The following is a 24,757-nucleotide window of genomic DNA, read 5'->3' on the forward strand; positions in this document are numbered from 1 at the left end:
GGTGGTGCGCGACCCCTTTTCTAAGGTGTGATCTCCTCGCACTCGAGACAAAGGGGGCGGAATGGCGGCACGACGGTCGAGGATCGGCGCGATCGCCGCCTTGTGCTGCCTCCTGGCGGGTTGCGACGTCGCCATCGACGGGGCGGCGGGGATCTCGCCCGCAGAACAGCAGCGGGTGGACAGGCGCGCCGAACAGCGCGGCGCCGTCGAGAGCGCGTTGAAGGCGCTTGAGCAAGCACCCGCCGTCGTCTACAAGTCGACAATCAAGGACGCTTCGGGTAAACCCGCCGAATTGCAGTTCCGGATCACTCGTAACGGCAGCGCGCAGGGGGCCCTCCCGGTCGACGGTCAGCCGATCCAGATCATCTCCGCCGACAAACAGCTGTACCTCTCGGCGACGCCGGAGTACTGGAAGGCGCACGGGCTCGGCAACAGCGAGCAGTACGGCACCAACTGGGTCCGTACGGACGGCTCGGATCTGCCGGTGAACGCCGTCGAGGTGCTCAGCCCGCGCAAGGCCGCGTCGACACTGAGGACCGCGGTGTCGGCGATGGACCCGCTGACCGATCCGGTCCGGTCGAAGTTGCCCGACGGGACCGAGGTCTACGACGTCGGGAGCGGGCTCGGAGCACTGCGCGTGACCACCGCCGCGCCGCACCGCGTGGTCAGTTTCGCGCCTTCCCTCGTCGCCGCGGCGGGCGGTAAAACACTCGGTGCCGAGATGCTGGTCGAACCGCTCGCCGGGGACGCGCTCAAAAAGCTCCAGGCCGATCTGGACGGCGCGATCGGAGGAATCGGGCAGCCGTTCGACGCGCTCGCCCAGGTGAGTGTCAGCGTCGTCAACGACAAGCTGGACTGCACGGATTTCGTCGGAAACTGCCGGGCGACCATCGATGTCGCCAACACCGTCATCGGTGGCGTGAGCGGGACGCCCGTGCATTTGACGCTGACCGTCGATTTCACCGCGCAGTCCCTCGGCGCGCAGAGCTGCACAGCGAACGCCGACGCGGCACCCGGCGCCACGACGAGCATGACCTGTGAGGTCAAGTTCAAGCTGCCGAATCGGAACGCCAGCTACCAGGTGCAGGCGAAGCCTTCGGCACGCGGCGAGGTCCGGGCGGCGGTCGACGTCAATGCCGTCCGCGAAAAGCTCAAGTCCGAGTTCGCCGCGCTGGGTGGCTGACCTGCACACTCACCCCGGGGTGCGTTGCATACGTTGAAGTAGCCGATCTTGCGTTCTTAGCATCGGCGTGGTCGCCGATGAAAAGGGAGAAACGCGATGGCGAAGTTGGTTGTGTTCGGAGGAACCGGGTACGCGGGCGGAAAGATCACCGCGGAGGCACGCGGCCGCGGCCACGAGGTCCTGGCGGTGTCGAGGAACGCCGAGGGTGAGGGGACCAAGGCGGGCTCGCTCTACGACGAGGCCTTCCTGGCCGACGTCGCCAAGGGCGCGGACGTCCTGGTCATCGCGGTTCACGGGCAGAGCGGTCTGCTCGACGCGGTGCCCTCGATCGCCCAGGCCGCGAAGGACAACGGTGCGCGGATCGGCGTCGTCGGTGGGGCCGGCAGCCTGAAGGTGGCCGAGGGCGGACCGCGCCTGATCGACACCCCCGAGTTCCCGGACGAGTACAAGGGCGAGGCCGGTGCGCACGCCGAGGTGCTGGAGGCGTTCCGGAAGCTTCCCGAGGACGTCGACTGGTTCTACGTCAGCCCGGCCGCGGAGTTCGGCGCGTGGGCCGAGGGTGAGCGGACCGGCGAGTTCCGGCTCGGCGGCGACGTGCTCCTGACCGACGAGAACGGTGGATCGAAGATCAGCGGCGCCGACTACGCGATCGCGTTCGTCGACGAGATCGACAAGCCGGAGCGCCGCCGCCAGCGTTTCTGCGTCGCTTACTGACCGGACAGTTCCTTGACGACCGGCGCGAACGTTTCCAGCATCGGCTCGAACACCGTGATGTAGGAGAAGCCGTACCGCTCACGACGCTCTTGGAGCTGCCGGACCATCTCGTCGGTGGTCCCGAACAGCAATTGGGGCGTTTCGAGCACCGCGTCGACGTCGAGGCTGTCCTGGTCCTTCAGCTCTTCGCGCCAGGACTCGGCGGCAGCGCGCCGGTTGTCCGTGACCACGACCCGCTGGACGAGCATGTTCAGTTCGGGATCCCGGCCGTTCGTGTGTGAGCGGAAGAAGGCGACGCGCTCGTCCATGCGTTCGGCGTCGTCGAGCCGGAAGGTTCCCGGCGGCTTTCCCGGTGCTTGACGAAGGCCCGCGAAGCCGGCGATGTCGGCTTCGCGGGCAGCGAGGGAGAGCACGCCGTCGCTGTTGCCCGCGAGGAGCAGCGGAGGGGGCGTGATCCCTTCGGCGGCGAAGTGTTCACGCAGGTGGTCAAGGCCCTTGGTGAGGTACTCGATACGTTCCTTGGCCGGGATCCACGGCAGGCCGGCATCGTCGAATTCCGATTTCATGTGACCGGAGCCGAGACCCAGGTCCAGCCGATCGCCGGTCATCTTCACCGTCGTGACGACGTCGCGCGCGAAGAGCGCGAAGTTGTAGAAGGGCACGTTGGAGACGAGAGTGCCGACGCGGGGCCGTTGAGTCACGGCGGCGGCCATGGTCAGCGCAGGGAAAGGCGAGTTCCGTCCTGGGCCTAGGTGATCCGGCACGGAGATGACGTCGTATCCGAGGGCCTCGACGCGGCGGCACTTCGCGACCCAGTTTTCGCGGCTCTCGGCGCCCCACAGGTTCACGCCGAACTTGAATTTCCCCATGCCGGAAACCTAGCCACGAGGGGAGGCCGGGCGCGCGCCGTTTCGCGAGGAGCCGAAAACGAAGCAAGGGACCTTTGCTACCACTCTCCGAAAGAGAGTGAGAGCAAAGGTCCCTTGCTTCGTCGGGGATCAGGCGTTGCCGTCGAAGAGGGACGTGACCGACCCGTCCTCGAAGACCTGCTGGATCGCCTGCGCCAGCAGCGGCGCGATGGACAGCACGGTCAGCCCGGGGAACCGCTTCTCCTCCGGGATCGGCAGCGTGTTGGTGACGATCACCTCGCGCGCCTTGCAGTTCGACAGCCGCTCGGTGGCGGGGTCGGACAGGATGCCGTGGGTCGAGGCGATGACGACGTCGGCCGCGCCTTCGTCGAGCAGGGCCTCGGTGGCCTTCACGATCGTGCCGCCGGTGTCGATCATGTCGTCGATCAGCACGCACAGCTGACCGCGGACCTTCCCGACGACGCGGTTGGCGACGGCCTGGTTCGGCTTGTCCGGGTCGCGGGTCTTGTGGATGAAGGCGATCGGCCGGTCACCCAGCTGCGCCGCCCACTTCTCGGCGAGCCGCACCCGGCCCGAGTCCGGCGAGACGACGGTGATGTTCTCGTCCTGGTAGGTCTTGTTGATGTGCGCGGCCAGCACGTTCTGCGCGAGCAGGTGGTCGACGGGACCGTCGAAGAAGCCCTGGATCTGCGCGGTGTGCAGGTCGACCGTCATGATCCGGTCGGCGCCGGCGGTCTTGAACAGGTCCGCGATCAGGCGCGCGGAGATCGGCTCGCGGCCCTTGTGCTTCTTGTCCTGCCGCGCGTACGGGTAGAACGGCATGATCACGGTGATCCGCTTGGCGCTCGCGCGCTTGAGGGCGTCCACCATGATCAGCTGCTCCATCACCCATTCGTTGATGGGCGCCGGGTGGCTCTGGATCACGAACGCGTCGGTCCCGCGCACCGATTCGTTGAACCGGACGAAGATCTCCCCGTTGGCGAAGTTGTGCGCGGTCTGCGGGACGACCGACACGTTGAGGTGCTTGGCCACCTCTTCCGCGAGCTCCGGGTGCGCGCGCCCGGAGAACAGCATCAGGTTCTTCTTCGGTGTTCCGGACTTCGAGCTCATGCTGGCGACTCCCCGTCGTTTCCCTTATCTGAATCGGACACGGCGGTGGTGTCCTGCTTCGCGGCGGAAGCTGCTTCCGCCGCGGGTGTGCCCGGCCTGCGCCGGGACACCCAGTCTTCGATGTTGCGCTGCGGCCCGGTGGACACGGCGAGCGCGCCCGGGGGCACGTCTTGCCTGATCACGGTGCCTGCCCCACTGTAAGCGCCATCGCCGATGGTCACCGGGGCGACGAACGTGTTGTCCGCGCCGAGCCGCACATGGGAGCCGATCGTGGTGTGATGCTTGTTCACGCCGTCGTAGTTGACGAAGACGCTGGAACACCCGATGTTGCTGTTCTCGCCGATGGTCGCGTCGCCGACGTAGGTCAGGTGCGGGACCTTCGTGCCGGCGCCGATGTCGGCGTTCTTCGTCTCGACGAAAGCGCCGAGTTTGCCCTTGATCCCCAGTTTGGAGCCGGGACGCAGATAGGTGAACGGGCCGACTTTCACGCCGTCGCCCAGTTCCGAATCGGAACCGTGCGTCCGCACCACCGACGCGCCCGCGCCGACGGAGACGTTCTCCAGGGTGCTGTCCGGCCCGATCTGCGAGCCCTCGCCGATCGACGTCGAGCCCTTCAGCTGGACGCCGGGTTCGATGACGACGTCGCGCGACAAGGTCACGCCCGCGTCGATCCAAGTGCTCGCCGGGTCGACGACGGTGACACCCGCCCGCTGCCAGCCGCGGACGATCCGGCGGTTCAGCTCGGCGCCGAGGACGGAGAGCTGGACGCGGTCGTTGACGCCTTCGGTCACCCACGGGTCGTCGATGACCAGCGCGCCGACGCCCTTGCCGTCGCCGCGGGCGATGCCGAGGACGTCGGTGAGGTAGAGCTCGCCCTGGGCGTTGTCGGTCGAAAGCTTCGAAAGCCCGTCGACCAGGACCGAGGCGTCGAAGGCGTAGACGCCGGAATTGATTTCGGCGATTTCGTGCTGTTCGGGGGTGGCGTCCTTCTGCTCGACGATCGAGGTGACGACGCCGTTCTCGTCGCGGATGATCCGGCCGTAGCCGGTCGGGTTCTCGACGACCGCGGTCAGCACGGTGACCGCGTTTCCGGTGGAGGTGTGCTCCGCGACCAGGGAAGCGAGCGTTTCGGTGTCGAGCAGCGGCACGTCGCCGTAGCTGACGACGACGGTGCCGGTCAGCCCCGCGGGCAGCGCCGAGAGCGCGCACGAGACGGCGTGCCCGGTGCCCTTCTGCTCTTCCTGGACGGCCGTGACGACCTCGCGGCCGAGCGCCTCGCCGACGTTCGCCAGCCGGGCGCCGACCGAGTCGCGACCGTGGCCGATGACCACGACCAGGTGCTCCGGGTTCAGTCCCGCGGCGGCCCGCACCGCGTGCTCGACCAACGGGCGGCCGGCGATCGGGTGCAGCACCTTCGGGGTGGACGAGCGCATGCGGGTGCCCTCACCCGCGGCGAGGATCAACGTGCTCAGCGGGCCGGTCACGGCACTCCCAACATTTCACCAACGGTGGTTGTCGGGCATTGATCCTACGTGGGCTGCTCGGCGTCCCACGCGGGGTCGGTCGGAGCATCCTCGCCGGGCCATCCGGTCACCGGATCGATGGCCATCGAATTCACCGACGAAACCTGGTTCCCGCCGCCGCGTTTCGCCTGGTACATGGCCGCATCGGCGCGTGCGAGGACCTGTTCGGCCCGTTCCTGCGGGCGGAGCGAGACAAGGCCGACAGAGAGGGTGACGCCGTGCGAAAGATGGTGCGGCAGAGATGCGACGGCATTCACAGAACGACCCAGCGCCTGTTTCGCCGCGGAGGCCGGAGCCCCAGGTAGAAGCACGATGAACTCGTCTCCGCCGTAGCGGGCGACGACGTCGTCGCCGCGCAGGGCGTCGCGCAGCGTGCTCGCGATGACACGGAGCACGTTGTCACCTTCGGCGTGCGACTGCTTGTCGTTCACGTCCTTGAATCCGTCGAGGTCGACCAGCGCCACCGCGAGCGGCTGGGCGTCGGCGGACGACGCCAGCGAACGCAGCTTTTCGTCGAGCGCGCGCCGGTTCGGCAACCCGGTGAGCGGGTCCTGCAGCGCCTGCTGGGTGATGGCGCCGTGCTCGGCGGAGAGCCGCTCGTGCTCCCGCCGCGCGTTGAGCGTGGCGATCTGCGATTCGCGCAGCGACCACATCTCCGTTTCCAGGATGGTCGCGTAGTCGATCAGCGACTGGCTCGCCCCGGACGCGTAGTCCGGCGTGGTGTCGAGCCTGGCCAGCTCGCGGGCGAGGTTCAACCGCATCGACGGCAGCGAGCCCTCTTCGTTGTCCTCGCGGACCTCTTTGAGCACCTGCAGCGCGTCCTCGCGGCGGCCGTCGTTGTCCAGGCAGCGGGCCAGTGCGATGGCGATGATCTCGCGTTCGTGCGGGAACACCAGTTCCGGATGCAGCAGCGAGGTCAGCCGCTCGATATGCGACGAATCGGGCGACGCCAGCGCGGCCGCGGCGGCGAGCACGCCGACCTGGTCGATCGCGGGCACCCCGGCCTTGCGCGGAAACAGCGATTCGGTGAACGGGCCCTCGGCGGCCTGGGCCATCGACGCCGCGGTGCGGAACTTGTCCGCCCCCTCGTCGTAACGCTCGATGCGTTCGAGGCGCAGGCCCCAGCCCAGCAGCATCTTGACCCGGTTGATCAGCTGGAGCGCGATCTCGTGCGGGCTGGCGCTGTCGCGGATCGCCTGCGCGGCGCGGGCGATGGCCTCCTCGGCCGCCTCGTAGACGCCCAGCTGGTTCAGGACCAGCCAGCAGTCGACCAGGGTCGTGGACAGCATCCGGTCCCAGTTGCGCCTGCCGACCTGGCGGTCCGGGACCGCGGAATCGTCGAGGATGGCCAGCGCCCTGGCGATCTCGGTGAGGGCGGCGTCCTCCTGTTTGGCGATCACCAGCCTTCGGCCGCGCATGGCGTGCGCGTCGGCCCGCATCAGCGCGAGACCGTGCCGCCGGGTGTGCGCGAGCATCTCGTCGAGCCTGGGTTCGGCTTCGGCGGCGAGACCGCGGGTGACCAGCCTGGCCATCGCGGAGTACCGGAGCAGCTGGGCGACCAGCAGGGGTTCGCCGCGGCGCTGCGTCTCGTCGAGGAGTTCGTCGAGGCTGGTGACGATGTCCAGCTGTTCGGCGAAGCTGACGCGCTGGATGGCCGCCCCGAGTTCGCGCGCGCGACCGTAAAGCCAGGCGTCGGACATCTCCGCAAGCGCCGGCCGCCTGCCACTGGTCGTCGCGTCCTCGGTCAGCCGCACACACCCCCACCGTTGAAAACGCCGCTGGTCATCTGTTCGTCTGCTCCGCCGCCAGGATTCGAACCTGAACTGTCAGAACCAAAATCTGAAGTGCTGCCGATTACACTACGGCGGATCGATCCTGGTCAGGATAGCCATGTCGGGGACGTCCACGTGCGCCCGGGGGTGGCCTCACCGTCGCGGGCACTCCACAGGGGACGAAACCTCCTGTACCGTAACTTACGGCATCGTAGGTAAGGTCACCCTTAGGGAAGCCCTGAGGGTTGCGCATAGAAAAGAAGTGACTGCATGACGGCTACCCTGGACCGTTCCCAGAAGCCCGCGAAGGGCCCCAAGCCGGTAATCGAAGGACATCGATCGAGTGGCGTGCAGCTCTCGGTCTACCTCGGGGTCATCTTCCCGCTCGCCGCGCTGCTCGCGGCCGTCCCGTTCGCCTGGGGCTGGGGACTGACCTGGGTCGACGTCGGCCTGTTCGTGGTCTTCTACGCGATCAGCGGCCTCGGGATCACCGTCTCCTATCACCGCTACTTCACGCACGGCTCGTTCAAGGCCAAGCCGTGGCTGCGCGTCGCGATGGCGATCGCCGGCAGTATGGCCGTCCAGGGCCCCGTGATCACCTGGGTCGCCGACCACCGGCGCCATCACGCCTTCTCCGATCGCGACGGCGACCCGCATTCGCCGTGGCTGTTCGGGACGACACCCGTCGCCATCGCCAAGGGGTTCTGGCACGCGCACATGGGCTGGCTGTTCGACCGCGATCAGACCAACGCGGAGCGGTTCGCGCCGGACCTGGTGAAGGATCCGGCCATCAAGAAGGTCGACGACCTGTTCTGGCTGTGGAGCCTGCTCACCCTGGTGCTGCCCGCGATCCTGGGCGGACTGATCACCTGGTCGTTCTGGGGTGCGGTGACCGCGTTCTTCTGGGCCGGGCTGGTGCGGGTCTGCGTGCTGCACCACGTGACCTGGTCGGTCAACTCGGTCTGTCACATGATCGGCGAGCGCCCGTTCGCCGCCCGCGACAAATCGGCCAACTTCTGGCCGCTGGCGATCTTCTCCTTCGGCGAGTCGTGGCACAACCTGCACCACGCCGACCCGACCTCGGCGCGGCACGGTGTGCAGCGTGGCCAGATCGACCTTTCCGCGCGTCTGATTTGGATCTTCGAGAAGTTCGGCTGGGCCTACGACGTGCGCTGGCCGACCCCGCAACGCCTCGCACGCATCGCCGCTGAAAGCAAATAGCGAGGTCGCGTTAGTCTTCTGCGATGGCGGGGAGAAGGCGGACCAAACGTGAAGCGGTCACCGGGGCGCGTCCTGTCGCTCCGGTGGCCCGGGTGCGGATGACGGGGAGCGAGCGCAGGCAGCAGCTGCTCAACGTCGCCAGGGCCCTGTTCGCGGAGAAGGGTTTCGAAGGAACGTCCATCGAGGAGATCGCGCACCGCGCGAACGTCTCCAAACCGGTGGTTTACGAGCACTTCGGCGGAAAAGAAGGCATCTACGCCGTCGTCGTCGACCGCGAGACGCAGCTGCTGCTCGACCGGATGGTCTCCACCCTCCACGGTGGACACCCGAGGGTGATGCTGGAGCAGGCGGCGATCGCGTTGCTCTCCTACGTCGAAGACTCGCACGACGGCTTCCGCATCCTGGTGCGGGATTCGCCGGTCGCGAGTTCGACGGGCACGTTCTCGACGGTGCTGAACGACATCGCCAGCCAGGTCGAGCACATCCTCGCGCAGCAGTTCGCCGCCAGGGGCTACGACGAGAAGCTGGCCGCGCTGTACGCGCAGGCGCTCGTCGGGATGGTGGCGCTCACCGGGCAGTGGTGGCTCGACGCCCGGAAACCGAAGCGCGACGAGGTCGCCGCGCATCTGGTCAACCTGGCGTGGAACGGTCTGTCCAATTTGGAGCACAAGCCCAAGTTGCGACTGCACTGAGAGCGTCGCGCGGTAGTAACGTTTCCCGGCCGATGAGCGCTAGGTCCCCCAAAGAGATCGTCAAACTGGGGGAACACCGTGGAGAACTTTTCCGCGCTTGCCGTCGGGCAGATGGCGCCGCAGAAGAAGAGACCGTGGCTGAAGCCGGTCATCATCATGGGAGTCTTCGGTGCCATCGTCCTGCTCGGGATCTTCGCCGAAAATCCGTTGACGGCGTCGCGTACCGAGGTCGGCGCCTGTCTCAAGGGCAACGTCGACAACGCGGACAGTATCAGGAACGTCGAGTGCGGGACGCCGGAAGCGAACTTCAAGGTCGTCGGGAAACAGGGCGGAAAGTCGGAAGGCGGGATACTGCTTTCGGGTGGCTCCGAATGCGACGGCTACCTCAACGCTGACCTGTACTACTTCCAGGGTAGGCAGTCGGCTGACGACGGCGTGCTGCTCTGCCTGGAAAACCTCAAGAATCCGGGCCCACGGCTGCCGGCCGTCGGGGATTGCTTCGCCGGGGACCTCTTCGCGGCGAAGAAGCTCGAAAAGGTGGACTGCGCGGGAGCGCATTTCAAGGTGCTCGCCATCGAAAGGGAACCTGAGGTCTCCATCGGGACCACGACGTGCTCCTCCGTGCCGGGGACCGACATGAAGCTCACGTGGGCGTCGGGTGCGGGTGGTCTGATCCCGCGCGAACGCGTGGTGTGCCTCGACGAACTGAAGTAGGCGTCAGCGCAGGAGGCCGGTCTCCCGCAGGTGGTCGAAGATGATCTTGCCCACCGCGGAGAGCCGGTCCCTGTCCGCATGGCCCAGCCACGCGATTTCCTCGATTTCGCTGCTGGCCGTGGGTGTTCCGCTGAATTCGGCGAGGTAGCAGGTCGTCCGGACCACGAGTCCTGACGCGTGCCCGTCGGCTTGAGCCTCGAACGATCCGGCGGGTTCGATCGTCGCCGGATCGATCTCGACGTTCAGTTCCTCGCGGATTTCGCGTACCAGTGTCTCCGCGTCCGTTTCACCGGGTTCCCGTTTGCCGCCGGGCAGGTAGAACACCGATTTCCCGCGCGAGCGGGCGCCGAGGACACGGCCGTCCTGGAAGTACAGCAAAGCGATTTTGTCGATCATGGTTCAGCCCAGCGCCGCGGCGGTTTCGGCGGTCGTGAGCACTTCGCCCAGCCGCGGGAACACCTTCGTGATCGCCGATTCGTGGGAGATCGCGGTGATACCCGCCATCGCGTCCGAAACGGCGATGGTCTCGTAGCCGTGGTCGATCGCGGCCCGCAGCGTCGATTCGACGCCGTACTCGGTGGCGATCCCGGCGAGCACCAGCGTCTTCACGCCGAGCCCGCGCAGGAGTTCGTCGAGTCCGGTGCGGTAGAACGCGCCGATCGTGTTCTTGGTGATCAGGTGCTCGCCTTCGCGGGGTGTCAGTTCGGCGACCAGTTCGCTGCCGGGCGGCTGCTCGTCGACGTCCGGCCGGTGCGCCCGCACGTGGACGATCGGTGAGCCGGCCGCGCTGAAGGCGTCTCGCAGCAGGACGGCGTTCGACACCACTTCGGTGCCTTCGATCGGAACGGTCTCCAGCGCGACGATCCGGGTCTGGAGGTCGATCAGGACGAGCGCCGTCGTCGCCGGGTCGATCTTCGTCATGAGGGGAAGCCTAGTGGTCCCTATGCTGGAGACATGGGGCAGAGCAGGGAAGTAGTGGTCACCGGCGGCGGAACGGGAATCGGCTACGCGGTCGCGGCGGCCTTCGCCGCGCGAGGTGATCGGGTGACGATCACCGGCCGTCGCGAGCAGGTCCTCACCGAGGCCGCCACGTTGCTCGGCGCGAACCCGGTCCCGTTCGACGCGGCCGATCCGGAGGCGGTGGAACGGGCGCTGGCCGAATTGCCGGAGCGCGTCGACGTCCTGGTCAACAACGCGGGCGGGAACACCGACTTCCGCACCGGGCAGGCCGAAGACCTGAAGTCGTTCGCCGCGAACTGGCAGGCCAATCTCGACGCGAACGTCTTCACCGCCGTGCTGGTCACCCGTGCCTTGCGGGAAAGGTTCGCCGACGGGGCGCGGATCGTCACCATCGGCTCGATCGCCGCGCGCACCGGCGCGGGTTCCTACGGTGCCGCCAAAGCCGCGCTGGAGGCGTGGAACGTCGACGTGGCAAGGGAATTCGGGCCGCGGGGGATCACCGCGAACATCGTCGCGCCCGGACTGGTCGGCGACACCGAATTCTTCCAGGGCAAGCTGTCTGACGAGCGCCGGGCGTGGCTGATCGGCAACACGCTGACCAAACGCGCCGGCGAGCCCGCGGACGTCGCCGAAGTGGTCGCCTTCCTGGCGAGCCCGGAGGCGCGGCACGTCACCGGGCAGATCGTCCACGTCAACGGCGGAGCTCACCTCGGCCGTTAAGCGCTGGGCGTGACCTTCAGCAGTTTGTCGTCCTGGCCTTCCGAAGTGGTGATGTAGAGGGCGCCGTCCGGACCGCTGCGGACGGCGCGCAGCCTGCCGAACTTGTCGTCGAACTCCGGCGGCAGCGTCACTTCGGTGACCTTGCCGGTGTCGTCGAGGCGGAACAGCAGGAGTTTCTGTCCCTTCAGCGCCGTCACGGCGAGCGAACCTTCGAGCGCTCCCCACTGCGAGCCGGTGAGGAACTCGGCGCCGCAGATCGCCTCGGTGATCTCGCCGGTCGTCCACAAAGGACTGACGGCGTCCGGGAAGCGCTGCTTGTCCGTCATCGGGACGCTTTCGTCGTAGCCGGTCTCGGTGCCGCCCTTGGACGGGTCCCAGCCGTAGTTCCCGCCCGCGGTCTCCAGGTTGACCTCGTCGTCGATGCTCGGCCCGTGCTCCGCGGTGAACACCTGCCCGGTGCCCGGGCGGGCCGTGACGCCCTGGACGTTGCGGTGCCCGTAGGTGAACACACGCTGTTCGTTCGGGTTCGCGGATTTCGCGAACGGGTTGTCCGGCAACGCATTCCCGGTCTTCGCGTCGACGCGAAGCACCTTGCCGCCGAGGCTCGTCCGGTCCTGCGGGTGCTGCGGGCGGGCGGTGTCGCCGGTGCCGACGAGGAGCGCGCCGTCCGCGCCGAACGCGGGACGGCAGCCGGAATGCCTGCCGCTGGGGTTCACCGGCAGCCCGGTCAGCAGGTCCTTGACCTTCGTGGCGCTCGCGCCGTCGTCCGAAAGCCGCCAGGTGACCAGCCGGATGTCGACGGCCTTGTCGCCTTCCTTGTGGGTTTGGCAGGTGATGAACTCGCGTGACGTCGCGAAGTCCTTGCTGATCACCATCCCCATCAGCCCACCTTCGCCGCGTACGTGGACATCGGAGAAGTCCGCGGCGACGTCACGCTTCGCGCCGCCTTCGATCAGGGCCAGCTTCCCGGGGCGCTGGGTGACGAGGATCTTCCCGTCCGGCAGGAAACCGACGTCCCAGCCGTGTTCGAGCCCGGCCGTCACCTGCTCGACCTTCAGCTTCGACACCGCGGGCTTCGAGGTGACCGGCGGCGCGCTCTGCACCGTCTCGCTCGACGCCCCGGAACAGGCCGTGACCAGCAAGGACAGGGAAGCGAACGCGACGACGGCGGAAGTGCGCATGACATCAGCATGCCACCGTGCTCAACCGCCCGCGCGAACCAAACCGCTTTCGTAGGCGAACACGACCGCGTGCACACGGTCGCGCAGCGAGAGCTTCGCGAGGATCCGGCCGACGTGGGTCTTCACGGTCGTCTCCCCGATGTAGAGCTTCGCGGCGATTTCGGAGTTCGTCAGGCCGCGCGCGATGAGCGAGAGGACGTCCTTCTCGCGTTCGGTCAGCGTTTCGAGCCGCGCGCTCTCACCGGCGTCCCGTTCGTCGGCCAGGTAGCGATCGAGCAGCCGTTTCGTCACCGAGGGGGAGACCATCGAGTCGCCGCGGAGGACACCTCGGATCGCCACGAGGATCTCGTCGGCGGGCGCGTCCTTGACGAGGAAACCACTGGCACCGGCACGCAACGCGGCATACGCGTACTCGTCGAGGTCGAACGTGGTGATCATCAGGACCCGGGTGTCCGGAAGGGACCGGCAGATCCGCTCGGTCGCCGCGACGCCGTCGAGCACGGGCATCCGGACGTCCATCAGGACCAGATCCGGCCGCAGCTTCTCGGCGGCCTCGACCGCTTCGGCGCCGTTGGTGGCTTCGCCCGCGACGGTCAGGTCGTCCTGGCTGGTGACGATCATCCCCATCCCGACCCGGACCAGTTCCTGGTCGTCGCAGATCAGCACCTTCACCGCCGTCATCCCGCCTCCACCACCAGATTCGCGGCGACCCGGTAGCCACCGTCGCGGGTCGGTCCGGTGTCGAGGGTGCCGTGGAACATCTCGACGCGCTGGGTCATGCCGGCGATCCCCCGGCCGGACGACGGGAGCCGCGGCGCGACGGGTTCGCTCCCGCCGGTGTTCGTCACCTCGATCCGGACGTTCCGGCGGTGGCCGCCCTGGCCGAAATCGATCTCGACCTGGCCGCTCGCGTCCCTCGGCGCGTGTTTGATCATGTTGGTCAGCGACTCCTGGACGATGCGGTACGCCTGCAGCGCGGCGCTCGGCGGCAACCCCTCGGCGTCCCCGGTGACCTGGAGATCCACGTCCCATCCGCTCGCGCTGACCTGCGCGACCAGGTCGCGAAGTTCCGCGACGGTCGGCTGCGGGCTTCGGGCGGCTTCGCCGGCATGGAGGACTTCCAGCAGACGGCGCAGCTCGGCGAGCGCGTCGCGGCCCGCCTTGCCGATCGTGTCGAGTGTCCGGTCGACGACCTCGGGATCCTTGTCGCGCATGAGTTTCGCGCCCTCGGCGTTGATCACGATGACGCTCACGCTGTGCGCGAGGACGTCGTGCAGTTCGCGGGCGATGCGGGTGCGTTCCTCGGCGACGGCGGCCCGGGCGCGGGCCTCCTGTTCGGACGCGGCCAGTTCCGCCTTCGTCGCTTCCTCCGCCGAAAGCCGTTGCCGCGCACGGAAGAACTCGCCGAGCGCCCAAGCGGCGACGTGCAGCGGGATCGTCGCGCCGATGGCGAGCCAGGAGCCCTGTTCGGTGGTGACGCCCCAGGCGAGACCCCACGTGACGTCGAGGATGACGATCGTGCCGGCGATCAGCGCGGCGAACCGGCGGTTCCCCGCGCGGACCAGCGTGTAGAGCGCGACGGCCATGGCCAGTTCGCCCCGGCCGCGGTCGTAGGCCCAGAGCTCCGTCGTGTACTGCGCGGTCACCCCCGCGACGATCAGCACCGCGACGATCTCGGGGTGACGCCGCCGCCAAAGCAGCGGGACGAGGAAGAGGTACGGCACCAGCAGGACGGCCTTGGGGGCCGACGACGATCCTGTCGGCGCGAGGAAGACGAACCACGCGTACAGGGGAAGGTCGGTCACCCACGGGTGGGCGCGGAGCCGGTCGAGCAGCCTTTGCACCGTTCGAACGTAACCCCGCCCGGCACGGGAGCGCGTCGTCCTCGGGTACTCCCGGGGTCCTCCCACGGGAGGACGGAATCGGCCGACGAAGCCGACGCGGAGCGACGAAACCCGTTCCTAGCGTCGGGAACATGTCGATCACCAGGGAATTCCTCCGCCATCCCGTCCTGACCGGGGCCGTCGCGGCCAGCTCCCCGAAACTCGCGGAGGCCATGACCGCGGGCCTCGGCCTGGAAAGCGCCAGGCTCGTCGTCGAACTCGGCCCCGGGACCGGTGTGTTCACCGGCGCCGTCGTCCGCCGCCTGCCACCGGGCGCGCGGCTGATCGCGGTCGAGATCAATCCGCGGCTGGCGCGGGAACTGCGGTCCCGGCACGGGGACGTCGAGGTCGTCGAGGGGTCCGCCGAAAACTTGCTTTCGTATGTGGACGAGGCCGCCGACGTCGTGGTCTCCGGGCTGCCGTGGACGGTCATGCCCGGTGAACGGCAGCTGCGGATCCTCGACCAGGTCACGGAGATCCTCGCGCCGCATGGACGGTTCACGACGTTCGCCTACGCGCACGCGGCCTGGACGACGCCCGGCCGCCGGTTCGCCGCCGCGCTGCGGGACCGGTTCGCGGTGACCGGCCGGACCCCGTTGGTCTGGCCGAACCTGCCGCCCGCCTTCGTGTATCGCGCGGCACTGCCACAGAAAGCGGGGAGGCGGCGTGGACAGCCTGCTGCGGCCGCTTCTTGAGTCGCCGCCCGCGCTGGTCTACCTCGTCTGCGGCGCCCTGATCTTCCTGGAGACCGCGCTGCTGCCGGGAATCGTGCTGCCGACGTTGTCCAGCCTGCTGCTGATGGGGTTCCTCGCCGGACGGGGCACGCTCGACCTGCCACTGGCGTTGACGGTCGCGATCGGCGCCGCCGTGGCCGGCGACCAGATCGCCTTCCTGGAGGGGCGGCGGCTGGGCCCGCGGCTGCGGACCACGCGATTCGGGCGGCGGTTCGGCCGGGATCGGTGGGAGCGCGTGGAGCGGGCCGTCGCCCGGTACGGCGTCCCGGCCGTGATCGCCGGCCGCTGCCTGGCCGGGGTGCGGACCGTGGTGCCGCGTATCGCGGGAGCCGCCGAGATGCCGTACCGGCGGTTCGTGCCCGGCAGTGTCTGCGCGGCCGTCGTGTGGGCGTGCGCCGATCTGTTCTTGGGCCACGCGGGCGCTTGGGTCAGCGGGTGAGGATCGCCGCCGTCTCGGCGTCGGCGGGGAGGAACGTCTCCAGTTTCAATTCCGAAACCGTGACATCGGCGGCGGTCGCGAACGTCGTGATGGCCGTGATCAGCCGCAGCTCGCCCACGGAAGTGGACAGGCGCATCGGCACCGCGAAACCGAGGTGATCGGGCCCGGGCGGACCGGGAGCCGGAACGTAACCTTCGAGTTCGGCGAGCAGCGTGGTGAGCCGCTCGTCGGGCGCGTGGGCGATCTCTTGGGTCAACCGTTCCAGGATGTGCCGGGCCCAGTCCGCGAGGTTGCGCACCCTCGGCGCCATCCCCTTCGGGTGCAACGCGAGCCGCAAGGTGTTGACCGGTTCCTCCAGCAGTTCCGGCGCCACGTCCTCGAACAGCAGGTCGAGCGCGTCGTTGCGGGCGACGAGCACGCCGTAGCGGTCGACCACGATGGCCGGATACGGACGGTGCCCGTCGAGCAGCCGCCGCATACCGTCGAGGACCGGCCGCAGGCTCGGATCGTCCAATTCGGTTTCGGGGAAACCGGGCGCGAACCCGGCCGCGAGCAGGAGGCCGTTGCGTTCACGCAGGGGCAGTTCGAGCGATTCGGCGACGCGCAGCACCAGGCCGCGGCCGGGGATCGACCGGCCGCCTTCCAGGAAACTCACGTGCCGTTGCGTGGTCCCGGCCCGGATCGCCAGCTCCAGCTGGGAAAGCCGCCGTCGTTCGCGCCAGCCCCGGAGCGCGGGGCCGAATCCGGAAACCATGGCGTCATCTTGGCCGAGACGTCGTCGGCGTCGCCATTCCCTCGAAGGAATTGAGACGATTCCCCGCCGCGGAGATGCTTCCGGCATGAAATTCGGTCTGGTCGTCCCCAGTTATCGGTCCACCCTCGACGCCGGGCGCACCGCGCCGGAAATGGTCGCCGTCGCGGTCGAAGCCGAACGCCTCGGCTTCGATTCGGTCTGGGTCGGCGACACTCTCGCGAAGGCGCCCATCGATTCCTTGACGTTGCTCGGCGCGTTCGCCGCCAGAACCGAGCGGGTCACCCTCGGCACCGCCGCGCTGCTGCCGGCGTTGCGGGATCCGCTTCTTTCCGCGAACGCGATCCTCTCGCTCGACCTGCTCAGCCAAGGCCGCGTCACGCTCGGCGTCGGTGCCGGATTCGCGGGTCGCAGCGAACCCGAGTTCGCGTTCACCCGGGTCCCGTGGGAACGCCGCCGCGCCCGCCTCGACGACATCGTCGCGTTGTGGCGGCACGTCTGGAGCGGGAAGAGCGGCCCGTTCCACGGCGAAGTGCTGCACTACGACGCCCTGCCGGAGTACCCGGAACCGCACCGTCCCGGTGGCCCGCCGGTGTGGCTGGCCGCCTTCACCCCGGGCGCGCTGAAGCGTGCGGGGCGGCTCTACGACGGCTGGTTGCCGTACCCGCCCGACGTCGCGGACTACACCGACGGCCTCGCGAAGATCCGCGAAACGGCCGTACGCCCCGTGACACCGGCGTTGTTCGCGACAGTGCTCATCGAGGATGACCCGATCAGGGCACGCGAGCGGCTGGAGGACTACGCACAGCGGAACTACGGTGTCCCGCTGGATTTCGTCGAGAAGATCCAAATGCTGGTCGCGGGCAGCCCGGAGCAGGTCGCCGACCGGTTGCGCGAGTACCAGGACGCTGGTGCCGAACACATGCTGATCCGTATCGCGACGCAGGAACCGGCCGAGTTCGACGAGCAGCTCCCGAAGGTGTTCGACGCCCTGCCCCGGTAATCGCGCGGCGGACTGTCGGTGCCCCCACGTAGGCTGGGACGGTGACAAACGCTCCATTGTCCGGACTCCTTCATTCCATCCTTCCCGATCCGGCCCTTCGCGGGGTCGTCGAGCGGGCCGGTGCCCCGGTGCTCGAACTCCAGGGCGCGATCGCCACCCGCCAGCTGGTCGCCGGTGCCCTCGCCGCGGACGAGGGCGCCGGCCGCCCCGTGCTCGCGGTGACCGCCACCGGCCGCGAGGCGGACGAATTGACCGCTTCCCTGAAGTCGTTCCTCGGCGAAGGCGCCGTCGTCGACTTCCCGTCCTGGGAGACGCTGCCGCACGAGCGGCTGTCCCCGCGGGCGGACACCGTCGGGCGGCGGCTGGAGGTACTGCACCGGCTCAAGACGGGCTCGGACGGTCTGCGCGTCGTCGTCGCGACCGTCCGCAGCCTGATCCAGCCGATGGCGCCCGGGCTCGGTTCGCTCGCGCCGATCGACCTGGTCGTCGGCGAGGAGCAGAGCTTCGAAGGGCTCTTGGAGCGGCTGGTCGAGCTCGCGTACACGCGGGTGGACATGGTCGAGAAGCGCGGCGAGTTCGCCGTGCGCGGCGGCATCCTCGACCTGTTCGGGCCGACGGCGCAGCATCCGGTGCGAGTCGAGTTCTGGGGCGACGAGGTCAGCGAGATCCGCGCGTTCGCGGTGTCGGACCAGCGGTCGTTGCCCGGGGAGATCCAGCACGTCAGCGCGCCGCCGTGCCGTGAGCTGCTGCTCACCGAGCCGGTCCGCGCGAAGGCCGCCGAGCTCGCGACGACGTACGAGGCGGACGCGCAGCTCACCGAGATGCTCACCAAGCTCTCCGGCGGAATCCCCGTCGAGGGCATGGAGGCGCTCATCCCCGTGCTGTGCGAGGGCGAGCTGGACCTGCTGACCGACGCGATGCCCCAGGGCACGCACGTCCTGCTGGCCGATCCGGAGAAGATCCGCGCCCGCGCGGCCGATCTGGTCCGCACCGGGCAGGAGTTCCTCGAAGCGTCCTGGACCACGGCCGCCGCGGGCGGTCAGGCGCCGATCGACCTCGGCGCGTCCGCGTACCGGGACCTCGCGGAGATCGCGAAGCACGCTCAAGAGACGAAGCGCCCTTGGTGGACGCTGACGCAGCTGGCCAGCGACGATCCCGACGTCTACCGCGTCTCGATCGAGGCCGCGCCGAACTACCGCGGCGAGGTCGAGCGCGCGACGACCGATCTGCGCGCCCACACGGCGGCGGGCGGGACGGCCGTGCTCGTCGTCGCCGGGCACGGCACCGCGGCCCGCGCCGTCGAGCAGCTGTCGGCGGGAGATGTCCCCGCGTCGCTCGCCGAAGGCATCACCGGTCCGCTGACGGCCGGCGTCGTGACGGTGACGTGCGGCGGTCTGTCGGACGGTTTCGTCTCGCTGGAGCGCGCTCTCGTGGTGCTGTCCGAATCGGACCTCACCGGTCGCGGCTCGGGTGCCGGAACGTCCACAAAGGACTTCAGCACCAAGATGCCGTCGCGGCGCCGCAACGCCGTCGACCCGCTCGCCCTCAAAGCGGGCGACTACGTCGTGCACGATCAGCACGGCATCGGCCGGTTCGTCGAAATGGTGCAGCGCACCGTCGCCGGAGCGACCCGCGAGTATCTGCTGCTGGAGTACGCCTCCTCCAAACGCGGGCATCCGGGGGACCGGCTGTTCGTCCCGACCGACCAGCTCGACGAGGTCTCCCGCTACGTCGGTGGCGAGCTGCCCACGCTGAACAAGCTCGGCGGATCGGACTGGAAGAACACCAAGGCCAAGGCGAAGAAGGCGGTCAAGGAGATCGCCGCCGAACTCGTGCAGCTCTACGCCGCGCGGCAGGCCGCGCCGGGGCACGCGTTCGCGCAGGACACCCCGTGGCAGGGCGAACTCGAGGACGCCTTCCCGTTCACCGAGACCAACGACCAGCTCGCCGCGATCGACGAAGTCAAGTCGGATATGGAACGCGGCGTCCCGATGGACCGCGTCATCTGCGGCGACGTGGGCTACGGCAAGACCGAGATCGCGGTGCGCGCGGCGTTCAAGGCCGTCCAGGACGGCAAGCAGGTCGCGGTGCTGGTGCCGACGACGCTGCTCGCGCAGCAGCACCTCAACACCTTCACCGAACGGATGAGTTCGTTCCCGGTGAAGATCAAGGGGCTCTCGCGGTTCACGAACAAGGCCGAGTCCGACGCCATCCTGGAGCAGCTGGCCGCGGGCGACGTCGACATCGTGATCGGCACGCACCGCCTGCTGCAGACCGGGATCCGGTACAAGGATCTCGGCCTGGTGATCGTCGACGAGGAGCAGCGGTTCGGCGTCGAGCACAAGGAGCACATCAAGGCGCTGCGGACCCACGTCGACGTGCTGACCATGTCGGCGACACCGATCCCGCGGACGCTGGAGATGTCGCTCGCCGGCATCCGCGAGATGTCCACGATCCTGACCCCGCCCGAGGACAGGCACCCGATCCTGACCTACGTCGGCGCGTACGACGACAAGCAGGTCGGTGCCGCGATCCGGCGCGAGCTGCTGCGTGACGGCCAGGTCTTCTACGTGCACAACAGGGTTTCCTCGATCGAGAAGGCCGCGAAGCGTATTCGCGAGCTGGTGCCGGAGGCGCGTGTCGTCACCGCGCACGGGCAGATGAACGAGGAGAAACTCGAGAAGATCATCCAGGGTTTCTGGGAGAACGAGTACGACGTGCTCGTCTGCACCACGATCGTCGAGACCGGGCTGGACATCTCGAACGCCAACACGCTGCTGGTGGAACGCGGTGACCTGCTGGGGCTCGCGCAGCTGCACCAGTTGCGCGGCCGGGTCGGGCGTGGGCGCGAGCGCGGGTACGCGTACTTCCTGTACCCGCCGGAGGCGCCGCTCACCGAGACGGCGCACGACCGGCTCGCGACCATCGCGCAGAACACCGAACTGGGCGCGGGTATGGCCGTCGCGATGAAGGACCTGGAGATCCGCGGCGCGGGCAACATCCTCGGCGCGGAGCAGTCAGGACACATCGCGGGAGTCGGTTTCGATCTGTACGTGCGGCTCGTCGGTGAAGCGGTCGACGCGTTCCGCCGGCACGCGGGCGCGGAAACCTCCGAAGAGGAGGAGCTCGCCGAAGTCCGCGTCGATCTCCCGGTGGACGCGCACATCCCGCACGACTACGTGCCGGGTGAGCGGCTGCGGCTGGAGGCGTACCGCAAGATCGCGGCCGCCCCCGACCAGGCCGGGCTCGACGCCGTGCGCGAGGAACTGATCGACCGCTACGGTCAGCCGCCCGCCCCGGTGCGGAGGCTGCTCGCGGTCGCCGCGTTCCGGCACACCTGCCGCGCGGCGGGCGTCACCGAGGTCGCCGTCCAGGGCACGTCGATCCGGTTCGCGCCGCTGCCGCTGGCGGATTCGCAGATGGTGCGGCTGAAGCGCTTGTACCCCAAGGCTCTCTACAAGGCGGTGACGAACACGGTCTCCGTGCCGAAGCCGACGGAGGGCCCGGCCGGTGGTCGCATGGGCGCCCCGGCGCTGCGCGACGAGGAATTGCTGGACTGGTGCGCGAAGCTGCTGACGAATCTGATGAAGTCGCCGGCACCCGTCGCGTAAGCGGCGTGCGAGACAAGCGAACTCACGTGCTTGGAGCCGGAACACACGTGCTTGGAGGCGGAACTCTCGCGTTCTGGGTCTTCCGCCCCTGAACACGCGTGTTCCGGCTCCCATCACGCGTGATCCGGCTTCGGCTCGCAAGAAGCCGAATCGCGACTTATGACCTGGTTCTCTCGCCGGGGCCGGTGTGAGAGGGTAGGCCCTGTGATGCGGATCATGGGGCGCCGTCGCGCGCTGGTCGGGGTTCTTGCCGGTTCTCTCCTTCTCGCCGGATGCAACGCCGGTCCCGGGCAGGTCGGTGCCGCGGTGATCATCGACGGCAAAACCGTTTCGGTGGATCGCGTGCAGCAGCTGATCGACAAGGCCGTCCGTGAACACCCGTACGGGCAGCAGCTCGCCGCCGAGCACAAGCTCGACCTCGTCGGCCGCGAGATCGTCCGGCAGGAGATCCTGCACGACCTCACCGAGCGCGCCGCTCAGCGGGAAGGCGTCCGGGTCGACGAGTCCCTCGTCGTGAACGCGCTGCAGAACGACCCGCTGGCCAAGCCGATGGAGGCCAACCCGCAGAACGATCCCGCGCTGAGCGTCCAGCAGCTCGTGGCGCGGGTGCGGGACCACCGCGACGCCCTGGTCGACGCGGCGCTGCAGACCCAGCTCGCGATGAAGTACCTCGACAAGCTCACCGTCACGTTCGATTTCAGCTCGGTCTCCTCGACCGACGCCACCGGTTCCGACGCGGACAAGCTGCGCGAGCAGGCGATCGAGAAGGCCAAGAAGTTCGCCGCGTCGCCGAACGCGGCCGCCGAGCTGATCGCGCAGGACCAGCAGACCGCCGACACGCAGGCGGGCACCGGCCAGAAGCTGCCGGCGATGCAGTCGCCCGCGACCGCGGCCACCGTCCTGTTCGGTCTCGAACCCAACACCGTCGCCGCCTTCCAGCCGACACCGCAGCAGCCGCTTTGGGTCGTCGTCGTGATGCGCGAGCGGGCCGCGGACAAGCCCGTCGCGTCGGACCAGGCCACGCAGCCGACCGCTCAGCAGCTGGCAGGAGTGGGTATCCGGCTCCTCCAGCCGTACCTCGACCAGGTCGACCTCAAGGTGAACCCGCGCTATGGCGTGTGGGATGTTGTCGGCATGGACCTCGCGCCCAACGAAGCTTCGAAGAAGGGCATCGTGCTGCCTGTGCACGGTGCCGCGCCGCAAAACCCGTGACCACTGCCGTCGTCGTGATCGCCCGCGGGGCGACACTGCCCGCCGCGGCACTCCCGATCCTGCGAAGCAGCGCCGCCGTGTACGCGGCTTCCGATGTCGATCCCGACGTTTTCGGGGTGCCCGCGCTCGGTGACACGCAGGTGCGCGACCTCGTGCTCATCGCGGGTTCGCGCCGGGAAGCCAAGGCCGCGGCGCTGATCAGGGCGGGTGCGCGGGTGATCGAAGCACCCGTTCCGCCGCTGGTCGAGGCCGCCGAGGTGATGGACCGCCTGCGTTCGCCGGGCGGATGTCCGTGGGACGCCGTCCAGACCCACGAATCGCTGCGCCAGTACCTGGTCGAGGAGACCTACGAGCTGCTCGACGCGATCGAGGAGGGCGACAGGGTCGCCTTGCGCGAGGAGCTCGGCGACGTCCTGCTCCAGGTGCTCTTCCACGCGCGCGTCGCCATCGAGGACGCGGCTGATCCGTTCGGGATCGACGAGGTCGCGTCCGACCTGGTCGCGAAACTGGTCGGACGTCATCCGCATGTCTTCGCCGACGCACCGCGGGTCGAGACCGTCAGCGATCAGAACCTCAAATGGGAAGAACTGAAGCAGGCCGAGAAGAGCCGTCAGTCCATTGTGGACGGCGTCGCCCTCGGGCAGCCCGCGGTGGCGCTCGCCGGGAAGCTCGGCCAGCGCAGCGGCCGGGCCGGGATCCCGCTCGACCTGTTCCCCGACGGCGCCGAGGCTGCGGCCCAGCTGTTCCGGGTGGCCGCGACCGCGCGCCGGGCGGGGATCGACCCCGAAGGTGAGCTCCGCGCCGTCGCGAAGCGGTTCGCGCGCGACATCCGGGACGCCGAACAGGCCGCGCGGGACGCCGGTCTGGAACCGACGACGCTGGAGGCCGACGGCTGGCGCAAGTTCTGGCCGAGTTCCTGAAGCTTGCCGCGGTAGGACGCCGGCGGGTGTCGCGAAAGCCACTTTCGAGACGCCTGATGTCCCGAAAGTGGCTTTCGCGACATCACCTCCGGAGGCCTCGTGATCGGCCGAGGGGCCGGAGGCGTTGTGACGCAGAACACAATCGGGTGAGAACCGGTTCGGTGATCTCGGCGTCTTGCCGGATGTGAAGGGAACGGAACCGGACGAAGAGCAGCTCGTCCGCCGCACCGCCAAAGGCGACCGTGCGGCGTTCGAGGAGCTCTACCGCCGCACGTCGCCGTGGCTGGCCGTGCGCCTGCGCCGTCGCTGCGCCGACGAACAGATCGTCGCCGAGGTGATGCAGGAGACCTACCTCGCGGTCTGGCGCGCGGCCGGCGCGTTCGCCGGTGCGGCCGTCGGCGGAAGCGCCGTCGGCTGGCTCTGGACGATCGCCGCGAGGCGGCTGGTCGACGCCTTCCGCCGCCGGGCGAAGTTCGCGCAGCCGCTGCCGGTCGCGGAAACGGCCGTTGCACCCGCGGCCGAAGACGAGGCTCTGGCCGGTGCGGTCGGGGACCACGTCGGTGACGCGCTGCGACGGCTCGCTCCCGAACTCCGACAGGTCCTGCAGGCCATGGTGCTCGACGGGCTGACCGTCCGTGAGACCGCGGTGCTGCTCGGCGTGCCGGAAGGAACCGTCAAAACCCGCGCCAGGCGGGCTCGGATCGCGATGCGGGAGGCGCTGTCGTGAACAAGGAACACGTGTCCGAACAGCTCCTCGCCGGTTACGTCCTCGGCGACGACGGCTTGGCCGGTGACGAGGTCTGGGCGGTCGAGGCCCATCTCGAATCGTGCGCGGAATGCCGGGGGCGGTTGTCCGCCCTCAGCCTGCCGTCGGTGTCTGCGCTGGTGGACGACGTCTGGGCCGGGCTGGGGCCGAAACTCGCCGAAGCGGGGCCGAGCCCGATGCGGAGGCGGTGGGCCGGGCGGCTGCACACCTGGGTGACGCCGGTGATGCTGCCTTGGCTGGTGATGATCCTCCTGATCCCGGCGATCGGTGTCCTGCTGGACGGGGTCGGGTTCACCGGGAGCAAGGGTTACTCGTTCGTCCAGCTGTTCTCGCCGGTCCTGCCGGTGCTCGGGGTGGCGGTGTCGTGGGCGAAGGGGCTCGACCCCGCGTACGAACTCGTCACTTCGACGCCGAGGGCCGGGCTCTACCTGCTGCTCCGCCGGACGACGGCGGTCCTCGCCGTCGTCTTGCCGATCCAGGCCCTTTCGAGCTGGCTCGGCGGCGGCGGATTCGGGCTCGGGCTCCTGCCGAGCCTGGCCTTCACCACCGGGACGCTCGCGCTCGGCGGGCTGATCGGGGTGGTGCGGGCGGCCTATGTCCTCGCCGGGGTCTGGGTGGCGGTGATCCTGGCGCCCGCGGTGGCTTCACAAGGGCGTGCCACCGCGCTCGAACCCCGGCTGCTCCCGGTGTGGGGCGCGATCTTCGCGGTGACCGCGGTCGTGGTGGTGCTCCGGCGGAGCGTCTTCGGCCTGCTCACCGGATCCGAACGTTGAACGAAG

Annotated in this window: 24 protein-coding genes and 1 tRNA gene; 14 read left to right on the forward strand and 11 right to left on the reverse strand. The window is 68.8% G+C overall.

Features of this window, described 5'->3' with window-relative positions:
• Positions 1-61: 61 nt before the first annotated feature.
• Both ACSMFO_RS09950 and ACSMFO_RS09955 read left to right on the forward strand, forming a co-directional pair.
• Complete coding sequence (locus ACSMFO_RS09950; RefSeq protein WP_436458184.1) at positions 62-1,183, forward strand: hypothetical protein; 1,122 nt, start codon at positions 62-64, stop codon at positions 1,181-1,183.
• A gap of 96 nt (positions 1,184-1,279) precedes the next feature.
• Positions 1,280-1,897 carry an NAD(P)-dependent oxidoreductase gene (locus ACSMFO_RS09955; RefSeq protein ID WP_038508233.1) on the forward strand — a complete coding sequence of 206 codons (618 nt, stop codon included), beginning with the start codon at positions 1,280-1,282 and terminating at the stop codon, positions 1,895-1,897.
• Here ACSMFO_RS09955 and ACSMFO_RS09960 read toward each other — a convergent pair.
• The 5 genes from ACSMFO_RS09960 to ACSMFO_RS09980 all read right to left on the reverse strand — a co-directional run bounded on the left by ACSMFO_RS09960 (position 1,891) and on the right by ACSMFO_RS09980 (position 7,268).
• Entirely contained in the window at positions 1,891-2,766 is an 876-nt protein-coding gene (locus ACSMFO_RS09960; RefSeq protein WP_436458186.1) for a TIGR03621 family F420-dependent LLM class oxidoreductase, read from the reverse strand. The two genes, ACSMFO_RS09955 and ACSMFO_RS09960, sit on opposite strands and share 7 nt — an antisense overlap.
• A 129-nt stretch (positions 2,767-2,895) precedes the next feature.
• Positions 2,896-3,876, reverse strand: coding sequence for a ribose-phosphate diphosphokinase (locus ACSMFO_RS09965; protein WP_037340645.1), 981 nt, complete (start codon positions 3,874-3,876; stop codon positions 2,896-2,898).
• On the reverse strand, positions 3,873-5,360 hold the full coding sequence (gene glmU, locus ACSMFO_RS09970; protein ID WP_436458188.1) for a bifunctional UDP-N-acetylglucosamine diphosphorylase/glucosamine-1-phosphate N-acetyltransferase GlmU: 1,488 nt from the start codon (positions 5,358-5,360) through the stop codon (positions 3,873-3,875). The genes ACSMFO_RS09965 and glmU overlap by 4 nt, the downstream gene beginning before the upstream one ends.
• Before the next feature lie 44 nt (positions 5,361-5,404).
• Positions 5,405-7,153 carry a GGDEF domain-containing protein gene (locus ACSMFO_RS09975; RefSeq protein WP_037340650.1) on the reverse strand — a complete coding sequence of 583 codons (1,749 nt, stop codon included), beginning with the start codon at positions 7,151-7,153 and terminating at the stop codon, positions 5,405-5,407.
• A 43-nt stretch (positions 7,154-7,196) separates the two neighbouring features.
• A tRNA-Gln gene (locus tag ACSMFO_RS09980) sits at positions 7,197-7,268 on the reverse strand.
• A gap of 173 nt (positions 7,269-7,441) precedes the next feature.
• Here ACSMFO_RS09980 and ACSMFO_RS09985 point away from each other — a divergent pair.
• From ACSMFO_RS09985 to ACSMFO_RS09995, 3 genes are all read left to right on the forward strand, one after another.
• Positions 7,442-8,392, forward strand: coding sequence for an acyl-CoA desaturase (locus ACSMFO_RS09985; protein WP_436458190.1), 951 nt, complete (start codon positions 7,442-7,444; stop codon positions 8,390-8,392).
• Between the two features lie 98 nt (positions 8,393-8,490).
• Positions 8,491-9,084: a TetR/AcrR family transcriptional regulator gene (locus ACSMFO_RS09990; protein WP_026466989.1), complete on the forward strand. Its 594-nt coding sequence runs from the start codon at positions 8,491-8,493 to the stop codon at positions 9,082-9,084.
• 78 nt (positions 9,085-9,162) lie between these two features.
• On the forward strand, positions 9,163-9,798 hold the full coding sequence (locus ACSMFO_RS09995) for an LppU/SCO3897 family protein (RefSeq protein ID WP_436458191.1): 636 nt from the start codon (positions 9,163-9,165) through the stop codon (positions 9,796-9,798).
• 3 nt (positions 9,799-9,801) lie between these two features.
• On the opposite strand, the gene ACSMFO_RS10000 is transcribed toward ACSMFO_RS09995, so the two are convergent.
• Together ACSMFO_RS10000 and ACSMFO_RS10005 are read right to left on the reverse strand one after the other, a co-directional pair.
• The gene (locus ACSMFO_RS10000; protein WP_436458193.1) at positions 9,802-10,194 is read right to left on the reverse strand and encodes an NUDIX hydrolase; all 393 of its coding nucleotides are present in this window, start codon (positions 10,192-10,194) and stop codon (positions 9,802-9,804) included.
• Positions 10,195-10,197: 3 nt separating this feature from the next.
• Entirely contained in the window at positions 10,198-10,719 is a 522-nt protein-coding gene (locus ACSMFO_RS10005) for an isochorismatase family protein (RefSeq protein WP_436458195.1), read from the reverse strand.
• A gap of 33 nt (positions 10,720-10,752) precedes the next feature.
• On the opposite strand from ACSMFO_RS10005, the gene ACSMFO_RS10010 reads away from it, so the two are divergent.
• Positions 10,753-11,478: an SDR family NAD(P)-dependent oxidoreductase gene (locus ACSMFO_RS10010; protein WP_436458196.1), complete on the forward strand. Its 726-nt coding sequence runs from the start codon at positions 10,753-10,755 to the stop codon at positions 11,476-11,478.
• Here ACSMFO_RS10010 and ACSMFO_RS10015 read toward each other — a convergent pair.
• The 3 genes from ACSMFO_RS10015 to ACSMFO_RS10025 are packed head-to-tail and all read right to left on the reverse strand — an operon-like array spanning position 11,475 to position 14,503.
• Positions 11,475-12,659 (reverse strand): PQQ-dependent sugar dehydrogenase, encoded by a 1,185-nt coding sequence (locus tag ACSMFO_RS10015; RefSeq protein ID WP_436458198.1) that lies wholly within the window; start codon positions 12,657-12,659, stop codon positions 11,475-11,477. The two genes, ACSMFO_RS10010 and ACSMFO_RS10015, sit on opposite strands and share 4 nt — an antisense overlap.
• Positions 12,660-12,680: 21 nt before the next feature.
• Positions 12,681-13,340 carry a response regulator gene (locus ACSMFO_RS10020; protein WP_037340667.1) on the reverse strand — a complete coding sequence of 220 codons (660 nt, stop codon included), beginning with the start codon at positions 13,338-13,340 and terminating at the stop codon, positions 12,681-12,683.
• Positions 13,337-14,503 (reverse strand): sensor histidine kinase, encoded by a 1,167-nt coding sequence (locus tag ACSMFO_RS10025; protein ID WP_436458200.1) that lies wholly within the window; start codon positions 14,501-14,503, stop codon positions 13,337-13,339. Before ACSMFO_RS10025 ends, ACSMFO_RS10020 begins: the two co-directional genes overlap by 4 nt.
• Before the next feature lie 131 nt (positions 14,504-14,634).
• Between ACSMFO_RS10025 and ACSMFO_RS10030 the strand changes: the two genes are divergently transcribed.
• Together ACSMFO_RS10030 and ACSMFO_RS10035 are read left to right on the forward strand one after the other, a co-directional pair.
• Positions 14,635-15,237 (forward strand): class I SAM-dependent methyltransferase, encoded by a 603-nt coding sequence (locus ACSMFO_RS10030; RefSeq protein WP_436458202.1) that lies wholly within the window; start codon positions 14,635-14,637, stop codon positions 15,235-15,237.
• Complete coding sequence (locus ACSMFO_RS10035) at positions 15,209-15,715, forward strand: DedA family protein (protein WP_436458204.1); 507 nt, start codon at positions 15,209-15,211, stop codon at positions 15,713-15,715. The genes ACSMFO_RS10030 and ACSMFO_RS10035 overlap by 29 nt, the downstream gene beginning before the upstream one ends.
• Here ACSMFO_RS10035 and ACSMFO_RS10040 read toward each other — a convergent pair.
• Positions 15,705-16,469, reverse strand: a complete 765-nt coding sequence (locus tag ACSMFO_RS10040; protein WP_436458205.1) for an MmyB family transcriptional regulator — start codon at positions 16,467-16,469, stop codon at positions 15,705-15,707. The two genes, ACSMFO_RS10035 and ACSMFO_RS10040, sit on opposite strands and share 11 nt — an antisense overlap.
• An 85-nt stretch (positions 16,470-16,554) precedes the next feature.
• Here ACSMFO_RS10040 and ACSMFO_RS10045 point away from each other — a divergent pair, with 85 nt between their 5' ends.
• The 6 genes from ACSMFO_RS10045 (at position 16,555) to ACSMFO_RS10070 (ending at position 24,751) form a co-directional block, all read left to right on the forward strand.
• Positions 16,555-17,469, forward strand: a complete 915-nt coding sequence (locus ACSMFO_RS10045; protein ID WP_360120150.1) for an LLM class flavin-dependent oxidoreductase — start codon at positions 16,555-16,557, stop codon at positions 17,467-17,469.
• Positions 17,470-17,525: 56 nt separating this feature from the next.
• Positions 17,526-21,080, forward strand: coding sequence for a transcription-repair coupling factor (gene mfd / locus ACSMFO_RS10050; RefSeq protein ID WP_436458349.1), 3,555 nt, complete (start codon positions 17,526-17,528; stop codon positions 21,078-21,080).
• Positions 21,081-21,287: 207 nt separating this feature from the next.
• Positions 21,288-22,292, forward strand: coding sequence for a hypothetical protein (locus tag ACSMFO_RS10055; RefSeq protein ID WP_073844936.1), 1,005 nt, complete (start codon positions 21,288-21,290; stop codon positions 22,290-22,292).
• Entirely contained in the window at positions 22,289-23,212 is a 924-nt protein-coding gene (locus tag ACSMFO_RS10060; protein WP_436458207.1) for a MazG family protein, read from the forward strand. Before ACSMFO_RS10055 ends, ACSMFO_RS10060 begins: the two co-directional genes overlap by 4 nt.
• A 184-nt stretch (positions 23,213-23,396) precedes the next feature.
• Positions 23,397-23,939, forward strand: coding sequence for an RNA polymerase sigma factor (locus tag ACSMFO_RS10065; RefSeq protein ID WP_073844931.1), 543 nt, complete (start codon positions 23,397-23,399; stop codon positions 23,937-23,939).
• On the forward strand, positions 23,936-24,751 hold the full coding sequence (locus ACSMFO_RS10070) for an anti-sigma factor family protein (RefSeq protein ID WP_038508264.1): 816 nt from the start codon (positions 23,936-23,938) through the stop codon (positions 24,749-24,751). The genes ACSMFO_RS10065 and ACSMFO_RS10070 overlap by 4 nt, the downstream gene beginning before the upstream one ends.
• The last annotated feature ends 6 nt before the right edge of the window (positions 24,752-24,757 follow it).

This window comes from Amycolatopsis sp. w19, assembly GCF_051373225.1.
Classification (GTDB): domain Bacteria; phylum Actinomycetota; class Actinomycetes; order Mycobacteriales; family Pseudonocardiaceae; genus Amycolatopsis; species Amycolatopsis japonica.

Excerpts from the sequence above, each read along its gene's own strand:
- ACSMFO_RS10000 (WP_436458193.1), bottom strand. The coding sequence starts at position 10,194 with ATGATCGACAAAATCGCTTTGCTGTACTTCCAGGACGGCCGTGTCCTC.
- ACSMFO_RS10020 (WP_037340667.1), bottom strand. The coding sequence starts at position 13,340 with ATGACGGCGGTGAAGGTGCTGATCTGCGACGACCAGGAACTGGTCCGG.
- ACSMFO_RS10030 (WP_436458202.1), top strand. The coding sequence starts at position 14,635 with ATGTCGATCACCAGGGAATTCCTCCGCCATCCCGTCCTGACCGGGGCC.
- ACSMFO_RS09990 (WP_026466989.1), top strand. The coding sequence starts at position 8,491 with ATGACGGGGAGCGAGCGCAGGCAGCAGCTGCTCAACGTCGCCAGGGCC.
- ACSMFO_RS10015 (WP_436458198.1), bottom strand. The coding sequence starts at position 12,659 with ATGCGCACTTCCGCCGTCGTCGCGTTCGCTTCCCTGTCCTTGCTGGTC.
- ACSMFO_RS09955 (WP_038508233.1), top strand. The coding sequence starts at position 1,280 with ATGGCGAAGTTGGTTGTGTTCGGAGGAACCGGGTACGCGGGCGGAAAG.
- ACSMFO_RS09965 (WP_037340645.1), bottom strand. The coding sequence starts at position 3,876 with ATGAGCTCGAAGTCCGGAACACCGAAGAAGAACCTGATGCTGTTCTCC.
- ACSMFO_RS09950 (WP_436458184.1), top strand. The coding sequence starts at position 62 with ATGGCGGCACGACGGTCGAGGATCGGCGCGATCGCCGCCTTGTGCTGC.
- ACSMFO_RS10045 (WP_360120150.1), top strand. The coding sequence starts at position 16,555 with ATGAAATTCGGTCTGGTCGTCCCCAGTTATCGGTCCACCCTCGACGCC.
- ACSMFO_RS10040 (WP_436458205.1), bottom strand. The coding sequence starts at position 16,469 with ATGGTTTCCGGATTCGGCCCCGCGCTCCGGGGCTGGCGCGAACGACGG.
- ACSMFO_RS10010 (WP_436458196.1), top strand. The coding sequence starts at position 10,753 with ATGGGGCAGAGCAGGGAAGTAGTGGTCACCGGCGGCGGAACGGGAATC.
- ACSMFO_RS09960 (WP_436458186.1), bottom strand. The coding sequence starts at position 2,766 with ATGGGGAAATTCAAGTTCGGCGTGAACCTGTGGGGCGCCGAGAGCCGC.
- ACSMFO_RS10005 (WP_436458195.1), bottom strand. The coding sequence starts at position 10,719 with ATGACGAAGATCGACCCGGCGACGACGGCGCTCGTCCTGATCGACCTC.
- ACSMFO_RS10055 (WP_073844936.1), top strand. The coding sequence starts at position 21,288 with ATGCGGATCATGGGGCGCCGTCGCGCGCTGGTCGGGGTTCTTGCCGGT.
- ACSMFO_RS09985 (WP_436458190.1), top strand. The coding sequence starts at position 7,442 with ATGACGGCTACCCTGGACCGTTCCCAGAAGCCCGCGAAGGGCCCCAAG.